Genomic DNA, 14,079 nt, shown 5'->3' on the forward strand with positions numbered 1-14,079 from the left:
CTCTCCTTCGGTTGGTGGTTCCGGTACGGGCACGGACGGTCAGCGGTCCAGGAGGACGCGCGCCGTGCGCAGCAGGACATGAGCGTGGGTGAGGGTTCGCGGAGGCTGTCGCATGTGGACGACGTCCATGTAGACGCGGTTGATCTCGGGATCCCGGACCGATGCCTGTGTGATCTTGTCGCCCACCCAGCGGATCAGGGGATAGCCGCGTGGATAGGGGCCGGCGACGTGAGGCTGGGCCAGGTCGGCGGTGGTCGACAGTTTCCACCCGGCATCGACGAAGACGTCCGCGCGACGGAAGTAGTCCCAGGCGGGAGCATGCGGCGCCGCTCCGGAGCGCAGGTACATGGCGAGCGCGCGGGCCTGCAGAGCCGCGAGGGTGAGCCCTTGCCCGTACACCGGGTTGACGGAGGCCATGGAATCGCCCACCGCGACCAGTCCGCCCGGGAAGCGGCTTGTCGCGCGGAACAGGCGGCGTCGGCTCTCGCGGAAGTGGAAGGTGGAGACGTCGCCCTGAAGCGCGCAGTGCTCGGCGACCTCCCGCAGCGGGGCGACGCAACGGCGCATTCTGGCGATGAACTCCCGTGGGTCCCTGGTAGGTCGGTGACCGGCGTAACCGGCCAGGACGACCGTCCACCGGTTGTTCTCGACCGCCGCGAGTGCTCCGGGTTCGCAGCGCGCGGGCTGGTAGCCGCTTTCGGGTCCTGGGGCGGAGTGCGCGATCACTGTCCCCGGGAGTTCGCCGCCCCGGTGGAATGCGGCCGTCGCGTAGCCGAGGTCGATCCGCATCCGCTCCACAGGCGGCGCGGGCCACCCCTCCCGGTCGAGCCAACTGCCCAGGCGACTCGACCGGCCCATGGCATCGACGACGAGGTCGGCGGCGAGCGTCGTCTCGTGTTCGTGTTCGTGTTCGTGTTCGTGCCCGGGCGGGGCGTAGCGGACGCCGCACACGCGGTTGCCCCGCACCAGGAGTCCTTTGCCGCGGCCGGCGAGGAAGCGCACACCGGGCAGCTCTCGCGTACGCCGTCGTACGGCGCTCTCGATGAACGGGCGTGTGGCGCCGAGCATTTCGACGTCGTCCAGGGGAGGGCGCGGCCTGCCGTCGACGTAGAACTGGACGGCTCGGCCGCTGCCGACCAGGGCACCGCCCGCGGTCAACTCCCCGGTGATGCCGGGAAACCAGCGCTCCAGCTGCGTATGCCCCATGGCGAGCAGGGCGTGCAACTGGTGCCGGTGCGGTGCGCCCGGGCCGGTTGCCTCATCGTCGAGGTGGTCCGGTTCCACGATGACGACCTCTTCGGCGAAGTCGCTCAGCACGCGGGCTGCCAAGAGACCCGCGTAGCTTCCGCCAAGCACTACTGCCCGTTGCACGGGGCTCCCCTCCGAGCCCGTGACGGCTCAGCTCCGTTCGAATGGGTGCGTCGCTGAGAAACGCAATCGGGACGGGACACTACAGTGCCGCTGCGCGAGTCCGGGGCGCTCCTTCGCCCTCCCGGGCAGCGCGGACCACCTGCAGCGATGACTCCACCAGAGGGGAGCGCAGCGCTCGGGCCACGCGCACCAGGCGGGTCCTCTCCTGGGCGGCGGGCGTGTTCTTTCCCGGGGCGAACAGCGCGGGCCCGGCCGAAGCGGCCGGTGCCGTGCCGTCGGAGCCTGCCGCCTGGAGGCGTTCGACCGCGTCACGCAGGACCGCGGCCGTGGCGGCGGCTTCGAGCTCATGGGGGGACAGGCCCTTCCTCCCCAGGCCCAGCCGGCTTCGGAGGGCGTCGGTCTGCATCGCCTCGCCGTGCAGACTCGCGACCGCCTGCGTCGGCAGGTCGCTGATCCAGGCGCGCCGTTCCAGCTGCCGGATTCCGTCGAGGATCTCGATCACTCGTCGATGAAGCGTCCACCGGACATTGAAGAAGCGATTCGGCCTGGATCGCTCGGGACCGGCTGAGGCTTGCCGGTGATCCGACCGCCGCTGCCCCGAACCCAGAGACAGCTCCTGGTCGACTCCTGCGACGACGAGATCCCACAACGGCTGCAGGACCGCGATGTCCCGACGTTCGCCGAGCCACTTGCTCAACGCCGCTCCGGAGACTCCGTAGCAGGTCATGATGGATCCCACGACTCCGAAGGCGGAGCCCAGCACCCCCACGTCGTCGAGTTGGTGGTGACCGAGGGCAGCGGCTGCGGCTGCGGGCGCCGAGCACACCACGTACCCGGACGTCACGAGCATGCTGCGCCCGTACCAGCGGACGGAGTGCATGATCGCCTTGTCATCGGCCTTTGCACGTCGCGTGAGACGCCATGTGTGAACCGTTCCGCAGGTGAGCATGGTCAGAAACACACCGAGGAAGACCTGCACCTGCGGATGGTGCACCTGCGCGGTATTGAACTTGAGCGGATCGGCCGGTCCGTCGAGATCCGTGGTCAGAAACGCGACCACCATGACCGCCAAGGAGACGCCGTAGGCGACCGCCCAGGCCGCGATCTGCCGCTGGACCCGCCGCGGCTCATCCGACCGGGACGGGGTCCACAAGATCGTCAACAGGTGCTGCGTCCCGAAGCACAACAGGATGCCCAGGTAGATCGGCAGCGTAGGGAACCACGGTTGACCGGACGCCGAACCGAGGCTCCGGTACCCAGAAGGAGAGGCGACCACGTAGACGATGCCGCCCAGTCCGTGGGTGGCGACCTGCAAGGCCAGGCCGAGAGAAGGGGAACGTACGAGGGCTGAGGCCTTCCAGAGGGCGATCGTCAGATGGAGGGAGCCGATGACCAGGTAGACAGTGGTCGCGCTGCTCTCAGACACCAGTCCTCCGGTGGGTGAAGCCGAAGGTGAAGCCGTGCGCGTCGGGCTCTCGGAGCGTGATCTTGCGGTCCAGCGCCACGGTGGCGAAGGCCTCGACCTTTCGCTCGACCGGCGAGTCGTAGTGAGACCGCTGGAAGAAGGCGGTGACCGTATCGGGGTTGAGCGCGGGCGTGAGCTGAACCGCCAACTCCCTCGACAGCGGGCTGCCGTTGCCCCCCTCGACGGGCACTCTCACGTCCTCCGCCTTGTCGAAAAGGAAATGCCCCAGTTCGTGGGCGATGGAGTTCACCTGGGTGAGTTCACTGGCGTGCTCGTCGACTGCGATGTAGTCCTGGTCGGGGGTGGCAAGGGAGAACGCGCTGACCGTGGGCGGCATGTCAATGTACAGTACAGTTATCGGGTGGCCGCGCCGCTCGGCGACGAGCTCCACCAGACCGTCAATGCTCTGGACGCTCGAGAGGCCCAAGTCCCTGCGGATCTGCCGGGCAGCCGCGTGGGTTTCGCGGCGTATCGCGAGGGCGGCGGCCGCTCCTGCGGCGGATCGCGCGATCCACCTCGTCATCCGTTCTCCTCACCCTGCCTCGACCACACCCCGGAAACCGCTTTCAAGTCCCCAGACCCGGACAGTGTTTCAACGCGTGTCGACCAACGCGTCGTCAACTATAGGTTGGGAAGGTCAAGTGGTGGGCGGCACGCCGTGGCCTTTGAAGCCGAGGCGGCGCAAGCCCGTAATTCGGTGGAGTTCATGTGTACGCCGCTCTAGGCTGATCACTGCTTCGCGCGGCGACTACTGATCGTCGTTGTCGACTGTTCGAGGAAATGGAGGTGTTGACCGATGGCTGTCTTTGCGACGAGCTCTGCCCGCATCCAGATCATCAAGTCCACCTCCGTGGCCACCGGCTGACCTCAACTCCATTCGCCGGGGCCACCCTTGTGAAGGGTCACCCTTGACTTCCAGCTCCGCTTCCCCTGTTTTCTCCGCGCTCGCGCCCTACGGCTGGGACGACGCATGGGCGGACGAATTCGCACCGTACGACACCGAAGGACTGCTGCCCGGACGCGTGGTCCGGGTCGACCGCGGCCAGTGCGACGTCGTCACCCCGGCCGGCACCGTCCGCGCCGACACAGAGTTCGTCGTCCCCCGTGACCCGATGAAGGTCGTGTGCACGGGGGACTGGGTCGCAGTCGACCCTGACGGCAGCGATCCGCGCTATGTGCGGACACTGCTGCCTCGCCGTACCGCCTTCGTGCGGTCCACCTCCTCCAAGCGGTCCGAGGGGCAGATCCTCGCCGCCAATGTCGACCACGCGATCGTCGCCGTGTCGCTCGCCGTCGAAGTCGACCTCGGCCGCATCGAACGCTTCCTGGCACTGGCCTGGGAGTCGGGCGCGCAGCCGCTGGTCGTGCTCACCAAGGCCGACCTGGTGCCGGACGCGGTGACGCGTGCGCATCTCGTCCAGGACGTGGAACTGTCGGCGCCGGGCGTGACCGTGCTGACGGTCAGTGCCGTGGAGGGGGACGGGCTCGATGTCCTTGTCGGCCTTGTCTCCGGCGGTACGTCCGTGCTGCTCGGGCAGTCCGGTGCGGGCAAGTCGACCCTCGCCAACGCTCTCCTCGGCTCCGACGTCATGGAAGTGCAGGCCGCGCGGGACGTCGACGGCAAGGGTCGTCATACGACGACCACGCGCAACCTGCTCGCACTGCCCGACGGGGGTGTCCTCATCGACACACCGGGGCTCAGGGGCGTCGGCCTCTGGGACGCCGAGAGCGGGGTGGGACAGGTCTTCTCCGAGATCGAGGAACTGGCCGAGCGGTGCCGCTTCCACGACTGCGCGCACGATGCGGAGCCGGGGTGTGCGGTGCGGGGCGCTGTGGAGAGCGGTGAGTTGTCGCACCGGAGGCTGGAGAGTTACCGCAAGCTCATGCGGGAGAACCAGTGGATCGTGGCCAAGACCGATGCGCGGGTCCGGGCGGAGCTTCGGCGGGAGTGGAAGCGGAAGGGCGCCGCGGGGCGGGCGGCTATGGAGCTGAAGCGGCGGCGCTGAGGGTGCCTCCGGCGGTTGGGGGCGCCGTCCCTGGGGGCTGTGCCCCCAGACCCCCCTTCGGCCTGAACGGCCTCGTCCTCAAACGCCGGACGGGCTGAGGGTGCCGGACGGGCTGAAGATGCTGTTCAGCTCCACGTCCGATTTCCGCTAGCCCGGCAGTCCCATGCGGCGGAGACTGGATGGTGTGATGGACGAAGACAGCAGGTACGAAGCCGTGCGGAGTCGGGATGGCCGGTTCGACGGGGAGTTCTTCTTCGCCGTCGAGACGACCGGGATCTACTGCCGGCCCAGCTGCCCGGCGGTGACGCCGAAGCGGCGCAATGTTCGGTTCTTTGCGACGGCCGCCGCCGCGCAGGGCTCGGGGTTCCGGGCCTGCCGGCGGTGTCGGCCGGATGCCGTGCCGGGGTCGGCCGAGTGGAACGTGCGGGCGGATGTCGTGGGGCGGGCCATGCGGCTCATTGGCGACGGGGTGGTCGACCGGGAAGGTGTCGCCGGGCTTGCCACGCGGCTCGGGTACAGCGCCCGGCAGGTACAGCGGCAGCTCACCGGTGAGCTCGGTGCCGGGCCCGTTGCCCTCGCCCGGGCTCAGCGTGCGCACACCGCGCGGGTCCTGGTGCAGACGACGGAGCTGCCGATCACGGAGATCGCGTTCGCGTCCGGGTTCGCCAGTGTGCGGCAGTTCAACGACACGATCCGGGACGTGTACGCGTCGACGCCGAGCGAGCTGCGGGCGGCCGCCCCGAGGGCGGGTAGGGGCGGTCGGCGTGCGGTCGTCGAGACCGGCGGGATTCCGCTGCGGCTCGCCCACCGGGGGCCGTACCAGGCCGGTGCCGTCTTCGATCTGCTCGCGGAGGAGGCCGTGGCGGGTGTGGAGGAGGTCAGCGGGGGGCGCGGGCGGCGGACGTACCGCCGTACCCTGCGGCTTCCGCACGGTACCGGCGTCGTCGCCGTCGACGAGCGGCCGGGGGCGGCCAGGTCCGCGTCCGGTGCCCATCCCGGCGGCTGGCTGGACGCCCGGCTGCATCTCACCGATCCCCGTGATCTGACCACCGCCGTGGGGCGGCTGCGGCGGCTCTTCGATCTCGACGCCGATCCGTACGCCGTCGACGAGCGGCTCGGCGGTGACGATCGGCTCGCGCCGCTGGTCGCCGCCCGGCCCGGGCTGCGGTCGCCGGGGGCCGCCGATCCCGAGGAACTGGCGGTGCGCGCACTGGTGGGGCGGGCGGAGGCCGAGCGGCTCGTACGGCGGTACGGGAAGGCGCTCGATGCGCCGTCCTCCGGACTCACCCATCTGTTTCCCGAGCCGGCCGTCCTCGCGGAGGCCGAACCGGACGGCACCCTGGGCGCGCTCACCGCCGCCCTCGCCGACGGCGCCGTACGCCTGGATCCGGGAGCCGACCGCGACGACGCCGAGGCCGCGCTGCTCGCGGTGCCCGGCATGGACGCCGGCACGGTCGCCGTGATCCGCACCCGGGCGCTGGGTGATCCCGACGTCGCCCCGCCCGGCCCGGACGTCCCCGACAACTGGCGCCCCTGGCGCTCGTATGCCCTGCAACACCTGCGTGCAGCAGGAGAGTTGGACTGACCCGCATGACTGCCATGACTGTTCTCTGGAGCCGCTTCGACAGCCCTGTCGGGCCCCTTCTCCTCACCGCCGACCCGAACGGCGCCCTGACCTCCGTCTCCGTGCCCGGGCAGAAGAACGGCCGTACGGTGCAGGAGAGTTGGCGGCTGGAGCCCGCACCGTTCCGTGCTGCCGAGGAGCAGTTGGCGGCCTACTTCGCCGGTGAACTGAAGGAATTCCGGTTGGAGTTCAGAACGGCCGGGAGTGAGTTCAGGGAGCGGGTGTGGGCAGCCCTCGACACCGTTCCCTACGGGGCGACCACCACGTACGGCGAGATCGCCGCGCGGATCGGCGCCTCACGGGCTGCCGTGCGGGCCGTGGGCGGTGCGATCGGTGCCAATCCGCTGCTGATCGTCAGGCCGTGCCACCGCGTGATCGGAGCGGACGGTTCGCTGACCGGATACGCGGGGGGCCTCGAACGGAAGGTGCAGTTGTTGACGCTCGAAGGCGCCCTCTAGTTCGCCGGCTCTCTAGTCCTCCAGACCCCAGCTGTGGATCCGCCTCGGATGGATGCGGATCAGCTCCTCGCTGAAGTGCGGGCCCAACTCGTGCGGTCCGGTGAGGAGTTCGGCCTCGCCGCGGATGTCGACGCCTCGTACCTTCCACGGGCGCAGGCTCGCGATGTCGTCCACGACCAGGGCGACCTTCGGGTTCTGCTGGAGGTTGCGCCACTTCTTGGTGCGGCCCATGGCGTAGCCGCCGATCAGGATGGTGCCGTCGTCCTGGGGAAAGAAGCCGACCGGGTTGGCCTGCGGCTGCCCGTGCGGGTCGACGGTGGCCAGCCGCCCCAGCCGCTGCGACTTCAGATACGCGCGTTCCGCCTCGCTGAATTCGGTCATGGGAGCAGCGAAACACGCCCGCCCCGCTCCGCACATCGGATCCTCGGCCTAGTCCCATGGCCCTACGTCAGCCCCAGATCACCGCGCCCAGCCACGCCCCCGCGATCAGCAGACACGTGAACAGCTCCGCAAGCACGCTGGAGCCGCCCGAGCGCATCGCGGTGCGCAGCGCCGCCATCGCCTCGCCGTGCCCGCCGAGGCGGCGGCGTTCGTAGAGGTAGATGCCGCCCATGAAGCCGGGGATCGCGCCGAGCACGGGTATGAGGACGAAGCCCAGGAATGCGCCCGCCCCTGCGTACACCCCCATCCGGGGGGTGGCGCCGCTCGCGCGCAGCCGTCTGGGCGGCAGTGCCCAGCGCACCACCTGGGAGAGGAACAGCGCGAGGGTCGCACCCACCAGGATCCACCAGGACACCGGCTGTGTGGCCTTCAGCGCCCACCACAGGACCGCGGCCCACACGAGCCACGACCCCGGCACCCCGGGCACCAGCACTCCGCACAGGCCGAGCAGGAGGACCAGTCCGACCAGCAGGAGGTCCCACACTCCCATCTGACCAGAGTGCCGGACAGAAGGAGGCGACGCAGGTCAGCCAGTGGTCATCCGGTTCTCCCCTGGGGGGTGGAGCCGCCCGGCGACTTTGTTCCGCACCGCCGTTCGACGACTCACCCGGCGCATCGCTCGATGCGGACTGGCGTGCCGGTTTTTCCTGATGCCCCGTTTTCATACCGCCCATGCGGTGGACAATTAGGGGCATGAGCCAGCAGGGGGGAAGTCCCACCGGTCACGAGGACGACTGGTGGGGGCAGCTGTACGACGAATCCACCGAGGACACGGGCCCCGCACCCGCGCCCGACACCCTGGACGACCGGTTCGCGTCGGTCGCCGGAGCCGTGGGTGCCGATGCCGGGGCGGAGGCCGTGGACGAGGGGTTCGCCAAGCCACGGGCACCCTGGGACCCCCCGCCGGCCGCGCCCGGCGGCCGTACCTCCACGGAAACCCCCGTCACGGCGGTCCCCGAATCGCGAATGCCCCCCGAGGCCGGCGGCGGGGCCGACGCGGACCCCGCCCGGGGCGGCTCGCCGACCGCTGCCGCCACCCCGGCGGACCCGGAAGCCTCGCCGGCCGCGGAGCACCGGCCGCGCCATGCCGCCGACAACCGAGCGCCTCAGGCCGCGGACAACCCGCTCCCGCACACCGCGCGCCATCGCGCCACCGTCGAGAACCCCGTCCCGCAGCAGGGCGCCGCCCCGCCGGCCCCGGCCCCCGCGGCCGACCCCCTTCAGGACCCCGAACCCGCCCGGCAGGCCACCCGTACCGCCACCCACCTCGACCTCCCCACCCTCCCCCCGGCCTCCGTCGACTACGTCGGTTCGGGCCCGCCCACCTACGACGCCGAACCCACCGCGCTCCCGCCCGCCGACCCCGACGACCTCGACGACCTGGTCGCGGACACCGTGCTGGACGGCGCCCGCTACGGCGCCTGCACCCTCCGTGCCGTCTCCGTCCGCGGGGACTCCGCCCGCTACCGGGGCGAACCCCGACGCGACTCGCTCCTCACCGCCCGCTTCGGCACCGGCGAGCACGCGCTGATCCTGGTGGCGATGGCCACGGGCGCGCGCGCCACACCGGGGGCGCACCGGGCGGCCGCCGAGGCCTGCCACTGGATCGGCCGGGCCGTCGGCCGCAGCCATGCCCGGCTCGCGGATGACATAAGGGCCGCCCGGCGCGGCGACCTCAAGTCCGGTCTGCACCGCCTCACCGACCGCAGCCTCGGCAAACTCCGCGCCAGCGCCGCTGAGCAGGGCATCGAGCCCGAGGAGTACGCGGCCAGTCTGCGCTGCCTGCTCCTGCCCGCCGACCCCGACTGCCGTACGCGCGTCTTCTTCGGCGTGGGCGCCGGGGGACTGTTCCGCCTCCGCGACGGAGACTGGCAGGACATCGAGCCGCGGGTCACCGATGCCACCGGCGAGCCGGTCGTCGGCTTCGGCTCGCTGCCCGCCGAGACACCCGAGGGCGACCGGCTCACCATGGACCTCGGGATCACGACACCCCCGAGCCCGTACGACCCCGCCCCGGAGCCGCCCCGCGAGCCCTTCCGGTTCCGCGCCTCCGTAGCCCACCCGGGTGACACGCTCCTGATGTGCAGCGGCGGCCTCGCGGAGCCGTTGCGCGGCGAACCCGATCTGTGCCGGTACCTGACGACCCGGTGGTCCGGACCCACCCCGCCCGGCCTCGCCGCGTTCCTCGCCGACACCCAGGTCAGGGTCAAGGGGTACGCGGACGACCGTACGGCTGCCGCCGTTTGGGAGGCATGACGAGGCGGCCTGTGAATTCATGGACCCACAGGGATCCGCGGAGACCGAAGGGCATGAGTGCGCCATGGCCAAGCAGAACGTCGCCGAACAGTTCGTCGACATCCTCGTCCGCGCCGGAGTCAAACGCCTCTACGGCGTCGTCGGCGACAGCCTCAACCCGGTGGTGGACGCCGTCCGCCGCAACGCCGCCATCGACTGGGTGCACGTCCGCCACGAGGAGACCGCCGCCTTCGCGGCCGGCGCGGAGGCCCAGATCACCGGAAAGCTGACCGCGTGCGCCGGTTCCTGCGGCCCCGGCAACCTCCACCTCATCAACGGCCTGTACGACGCCCACCGCTCCATGGCCCCCGTCCTCGCGCTCGCCTCGCACATCCCCTCCAGCGAGATCGGTCTCGGCTACTTCCAGGAGACCCACCCCGACCAGCTGTTCCGTGAGTGCAGCCACTACAGCGAGCTGATCTCCAACCCGAAGCAGATGCCCCGGCTGCTGCAGACCGCCATCCAGCACGCCGTCGGGCAGTCCGGCGTCAGTGTCGTCTCCCTCCCCGGCGACATCGCCGACCAGCCCGCCCCCGACAAGGCCGCCCAGACCGCCCTCGTCACCTCCCGGCCCACCGTCCGCCCCGGCGACGCCGAGCTCGACCGCCTGGTCGAGATGATCGACGAGGCCGACAAGGTCACCCTGTTCTGCGGCAGCGGCACCGCGGGCGCGCACGCCGAGGTCATGGAGTTCGCCGGGAAGGTCAAGTCACCGGTCGGACATGCGCTGCGGGGCAAGGAGTGGATCCAGTACGACAACCCGTACGACGTCGGAATGAGCGGGCTGCTCGGCTACGGCGCCGCCTACGAGGCCACCCACGAGTGCGATCTGCTGATCCTGCTCGGCACCGACTTCCCGTACAACGCGTTCCTCCCCGACGACGTCAAGATCGCTCAGGTCGACGTCAGGCCCGAGCACCTGGGCCGCCGCTCCAAGCTGGACCTGGCCGTGTGGGGCGACGTACGGGAGACGCTGCGCTGTCTGATCCCGCGGGTGCGGCCGAAGGAGAACCGGCGCTTCCTCGATCGCATGCTCAAGAAGCACGCGGACGCGCTGGAGGGGGTGGTGAAGGCCTACACGCGCAAGGTGGAGAAACATGTCCCCATCCACCCCGAGTACGTGGCCTCCGTACTCGACGAACTCGCCGACGAGGACGCGGTGTTCACCGTCGACACGGGGATGTGCAATGTGTGGGCCGCCCGCTACATCTCGCCCAACGGCCGCCGCCGCGTCATCGGTTCCTTCTCCCACGGCTCGATGGCGAACGCGCTGCCGATGGCGATCGGGGCCCAGTTCACCGACCGGAACAGGCAGGTCGTGTCGATGTCGGGGGACGGCGGGTTCTCCATGCTGATGGGCGACTTCCTGACCCTGGTGCAGCACGACCTCCCGGTGAAGGTCGTCCTCTTCAACAACTCCTCGCTGGGCATGGTCGAGTTGGAGATGCTCGTCGCCGGGCTGCCGTCCTACGGGACCACCAACAAGAACCCCGACTTCGCGGCCGTCGCCCGGGCCTGCGGCGCCCACGGTGTACGCGTCGAGAAGCCCAAGGACCTCGCCGGCGCGCTCAAGGACGCCTTCAAACACAAGGGCCCGGCCCTCGTCGACATCGTCACCGACCCCAACGCCCTGTCCATCCCACCGAAGATCAGCGCCGAGATGGTGACCGGCTTCGCCCTGTCCGCCTCGAAGATCGTGCTGGACGGCGGCGTCGGCCGGATGCTGCAGATGGCCCGCTCCAACATCCGTAACGTGCCTCGGCCCTAGGAAGCGTCCGGTTCGACGGCCGGCACCCACTGGCGCACGCCGTGGCCGTTCGTTCCGTACCAGTAGCGGGGCAGCCCCTTGATGCTGCTGGTGCGGAACGGGCGGCCGTGGTCGTCGATGCGGACCGTGCCGGTGCGGCCCTGGGAGGACCAGTCGAGCTCCAGATACCAGCCGCAGTCGTAGGCCTCGGTCGTCGCGGTGACCAGCAGCACCTCAGGGTCCTGTGCGGAGACGCGGTAGGGGAACTGCACGGCGGGGACGCGGTCTCCTTTGTCGTCGACGCCGGAGACCGCGTGGGCGATGGGGCGGTTGATGTCGAGGTTCACGTCGAAGTAGCGCGGGCCGAGGCCGCCGCCGCAGCCCTGCGCCATGTCGTACGTGGTGCCCTTGAGCGGGGTGCCGCGGCTGACGATGCGGACCCGGAGGGCTTCCAGGACCACTGCCGTGGACGACTTCCCCTGCACCGAGATCTGCACCATCGTCTGCCGCCCGTGCACCGCCCCCTGCGTCGCCGCCCATGCCGCGGCGTCCTGCGGCACCGGCGGCGGGGGCACCTGGTCCGGCTCCTTGCCGATGACGTAGTCGTGTGCGCAGCCCCCGTCCCAGACCTGCGAGTCGGTGGTCCAGGCGAGGGGGACGCCGGTGGCCACGGGTGCGTTGCTCTTCGCGGCCGCCGACGGGCCGTCCTTCGACCCTGGGCTCGCCGAGCCCCGTACACCCGACGAGGGGGAGGCGGAGGAGCGGGTGGGAGAGGGCCCGGTCGCCGAGGCCGAGGGGTGGTGCGAGGCGCCGGCACCGGTACGGGAATGTCCGGGCGCCAGCGCCGCGTCGTCCGGCGAGCGATCCGCCGACAGCGCCGACAGGCTGCCCAGCGTGACCAGCAGTACGGTTGCCACCGCCGCGCCGAGAAGCGTCCGCCTGCGCCGGTACCAGGGCGCGCGCACCACCGGACTGTCCGGGCCCGATGGCGGTGCCTCTTCGGTCTTCGCCGGCTCCACGGCCGCCTCGACCGCCCGCGGGCGCTGCCGCGCCGCGACCGCGAGCAGCCACAGCCGGTGCAGTTCGAGGCGCTCCTCCGGCGTCGCCTCGCAGAAGGCCGCGAGCCGCTCCACGGGAGCGAAGTCCTGCGGTACGGCTTCGCCCGCGCAGTAACGGTGGAGCGTGGAGGTGTTCATGTTGACGCGGCGGGCCAGGGAGCCGTAGCTCCGGTCCGTGCGGTCCTTCAGCTGCCGTAACAGCGCCGCGAACGCCTCGACGTCGTCCCGAGTCTCCACTGATCCCCCGTCGTCCACCGATTCCCCCATCCCAGGCACTCATATACCTGCACGTCAGAAGGGCTGGGATGGTTCCACCGTCGCGGATGGGGCGTCGGCCGTTGCGTCCGCCCGCTGTGACCGCCGATGCTCTTGGTGTCGCACCGACCAGGGCCGGACCGACCAACCGGCGTCGGGCGGCATCGACACCCATGCACTGATTCACGGGGGGACATCCATGCCCAAGCGCACCCGAGCAGGCGCGCTCATCACACTCGCCGTCACGGGTCTGGCCGTGGCGTCGGCCGGGCCGGCCGGCGCCGTACCGAAGGCGCCCGGCTTTCTCGCGGCGGCCGATCTGCCGCCGCACCCGACCTCGTCCTGGACGGCCGGCAAGGTCACCGGCGGCGTACCGGAGGACACGGACTGGGACATCTGTCTGAGAGCGCTGCCGGGCCACGAGTCCGCCTGGCACCGCGACTTCCGCACCGACCTCGACACGAACGCCCGGCAGATCACCGTCGTGCTGCCCGACACCCGTTCGGCGAAGCAGCTGACCTCATGGCTGAACAAGGACATCAAGTCCTGCCCGGGCCGGATCGAGTTGAAGGACCCGGACACCGAGGCCACCGGCAAGGACTACGGCAGTCTGCCCGTCGAGGAGGGCGCCCACGTCTACGGCGTCCACACCGAGACCTCCTCGGGCGCGAGCGACGTCCGCCTGCTGTCGGTCGGCCGGGACGGCCGCACCGTCACGGTCGTGAACTGGGCGCAGCTCGGCGGCTTCGAAGGCGTCCCGGTGAAGGCCTTCAAGAAGACGGCCACCACGGCCGTGAACAAGCTCCACTGACCGCACCACCAGGGCCGCCCTCTCGCCACGGGGGTCGGGAGGGCGGCCCACCGACCATCACCACACACTTCGGAAAACGGGGAACACACATGAACAGCAAGACCCGCACCGCCCTGACCGCCGGCCTCCTCGCCGTCGCCCTCGGCCTCGGCGCCACCGCCCAGTCGGCCTCCGCCGGCACCCCGCGCAGCGTCAGCGGCAAGCCGTCCGACAACATCACCCGCATCGCCGACTTCTACGGCACCTACATCGACGCGGTGACCGACGAGGACAGCGGCAACCTCGGCGACGCACTGCGCGCCCACTACCTCACCCCCGCCTTCCAGAAGGAACTGGCGGCCTGGGAGGACAGGGAGCACGCCGACGGCGTCCTGCGCGCCCAGAACGTCCCGCTCGCCTGGAAGGTCACCGACAACGGCAGCACCGCGAACCGTACGGAGGCCGTCGTCACCCTGACCTGGAGCAAGTCGAGCACCACCAAGCTGGTCGTCGACATGACCCGCGACAGCCGCAAGATCTTCCACATCGGCGCGAAGTAGCGGAAGCGA

The 14,079-nt window shown here is 70.6% G+C and carries 13 protein-coding genes; 7 read left to right on the top strand and 6 right to left on the bottom strand.

The annotated features are described in order from the left end of the window. Positions 1 to 39: 39 nt before the first annotated feature. The 3 genes from ACFY10_RS10710 to ACFY10_RS10720 all read right to left on the bottom strand — a co-directional run bounded on the left by ACFY10_RS10710 (position 40) and on the right by ACFY10_RS10720 (position 3,359). Positions 40 to 1,329: a hypothetical protein gene (locus ACFY10_RS10710; protein ID WP_390664693.1), complete on the bottom strand. Its 1,290-nt coding sequence runs from the start codon at positions 1,327 to 1,329 to the stop codon at positions 40 to 42. Positions 1,330 to 1,450: 121 nt separating this feature from the next. Then, positions 1,451 to 2,797, bottom strand: a complete 1,347-nt coding sequence (locus ACFY10_RS10715; protein ID WP_390664694.1) for a DUF6545 domain-containing protein — start codon at positions 2,795 to 2,797, stop codon at positions 1,451 to 1,453. Continuing rightward, on the bottom strand, positions 2,790 to 3,359 hold the full coding sequence (locus ACFY10_RS10720; RefSeq protein ID WP_390664695.1) for an ImmA/IrrE family metallo-endopeptidase: 570 nt from the start codon (positions 3,357 to 3,359) through the stop codon (positions 2,790 to 2,792). The genes ACFY10_RS10715 and ACFY10_RS10720 overlap by 8 nt, the downstream gene beginning before the upstream one ends. A gap of 385 nt (positions 3,360 to 3,744) precedes the next feature. On the opposite strand from ACFY10_RS10720, the gene rsgA reads away from it, so the two are divergent. From rsgA to ACFY10_RS10735, 3 genes are all read left to right on the top strand, one after another. Continuing rightward, positions 3,745 to 4,842, top strand: a complete 1,098-nt coding sequence (rsgA, locus tag ACFY10_RS10725) for a ribosome small subunit-dependent GTPase A (protein ID WP_390664696.1) — start codon at positions 3,745 to 3,747, stop codon at positions 4,840 to 4,842. Between the two features lie 187 nt (positions 4,843 to 5,029). Beyond that, complete coding sequence (locus ACFY10_RS10730) at positions 5,030 to 6,427, top strand: DNA-3-methyladenine glycosylase 2 family protein (protein ID WP_390664933.1); 1,398 nt, start codon at positions 5,030 to 5,032, stop codon at positions 6,425 to 6,427. 14 nt (positions 6,428 to 6,441) lie between these two features. After that, on the top strand, positions 6,442 to 6,924 hold the full coding sequence (locus tag ACFY10_RS10735; protein ID WP_390664934.1) for a methylated-DNA--[protein]-cysteine S-methyltransferase: 483 nt from the start codon (positions 6,442 to 6,444) through the stop codon (positions 6,922 to 6,924). A 12-nt stretch (positions 6,925 to 6,936) separates the two neighbouring features. Here ACFY10_RS10735 and ACFY10_RS10740 read toward each other — a convergent pair whose 3' ends face one another. Both ACFY10_RS10740 and ACFY10_RS10745 read right to left on the bottom strand, forming a co-directional pair. Further along, positions 6,937 to 7,305, bottom strand: coding sequence for a PPOX class F420-dependent oxidoreductase (locus tag ACFY10_RS10740; protein WP_390664697.1), 369 nt, complete (start codon positions 7,303 to 7,305; stop codon positions 6,937 to 6,939). Positions 7,306 to 7,372: 67 nt separating this feature from the next. After that, on the bottom strand, positions 7,373 to 7,855 hold the full coding sequence (locus tag ACFY10_RS10745; protein WP_390664698.1) for a DUF456 domain-containing protein: 483 nt from the start codon (positions 7,853 to 7,855) through the stop codon (positions 7,373 to 7,375). A gap of 203 nt (positions 7,856 to 8,058) precedes the next feature. On the opposite strand from ACFY10_RS10745, the gene ACFY10_RS10750 reads away from it, so the two are divergent. Both ACFY10_RS10750 and ACFY10_RS10755 read left to right on the top strand, forming a co-directional pair. Beyond that, a complete protein-coding gene (locus tag ACFY10_RS10750) occupies positions 8,059 to 9,621 on the top strand; it encodes a protein phosphatase 2C domain-containing protein (protein WP_390664699.1) in 1,563 nt (520 codons plus the stop codon). Positions 9,622 to 9,685: 64 nt separating this feature from the next. Continuing rightward, positions 9,686 to 11,428, top strand: coding sequence for a pyruvate dehydrogenase (locus tag ACFY10_RS10755; protein ID WP_390664700.1), 1,743 nt, complete (start codon positions 9,686 to 9,688; stop codon positions 11,426 to 11,428). On the opposite strand, the gene ACFY10_RS10760 is transcribed toward ACFY10_RS10755, so the two are convergent. Further along, on the bottom strand, positions 11,425 to 12,732 hold the full coding sequence (locus tag ACFY10_RS10760) for a helix-turn-helix domain-containing protein (RefSeq protein ID WP_390664701.1): 1,308 nt from the start codon (positions 12,730 to 12,732) through the stop codon (positions 11,425 to 11,427). The genes ACFY10_RS10755 and ACFY10_RS10760 overlap by 4 nt on opposite strands. A 187-nt stretch (positions 12,733 to 12,919) precedes the next feature. Here ACFY10_RS10760 and ACFY10_RS10765 point away from each other — a divergent pair, with 187 nt between their 5' ends. Together ACFY10_RS10765 and ACFY10_RS10770 are read left to right on the top strand one after the other, a co-directional pair. Continuing rightward, entirely contained in the window at positions 12,920 to 13,531 is a 612-nt protein-coding gene (locus tag ACFY10_RS10765; RefSeq protein ID WP_390664702.1) for a hypothetical protein, read from the top strand. 89 nt (positions 13,532 to 13,620) lie between these two features. Further along, entirely contained in the window at positions 13,621 to 14,070 is a 450-nt protein-coding gene (locus tag ACFY10_RS10770) for a hypothetical protein (RefSeq protein WP_390664703.1), read from the top strand. Positions 14,071 to 14,079: the final 9 nt, after the last annotated feature.

This window comes from Streptomyces sp. NPDC001401 (assembly GCF_042895385.1).
Classification (GTDB): domain Bacteria; phylum Actinomycetota; class Actinomycetes; order Streptomycetales; family Streptomycetaceae; genus Streptomyces.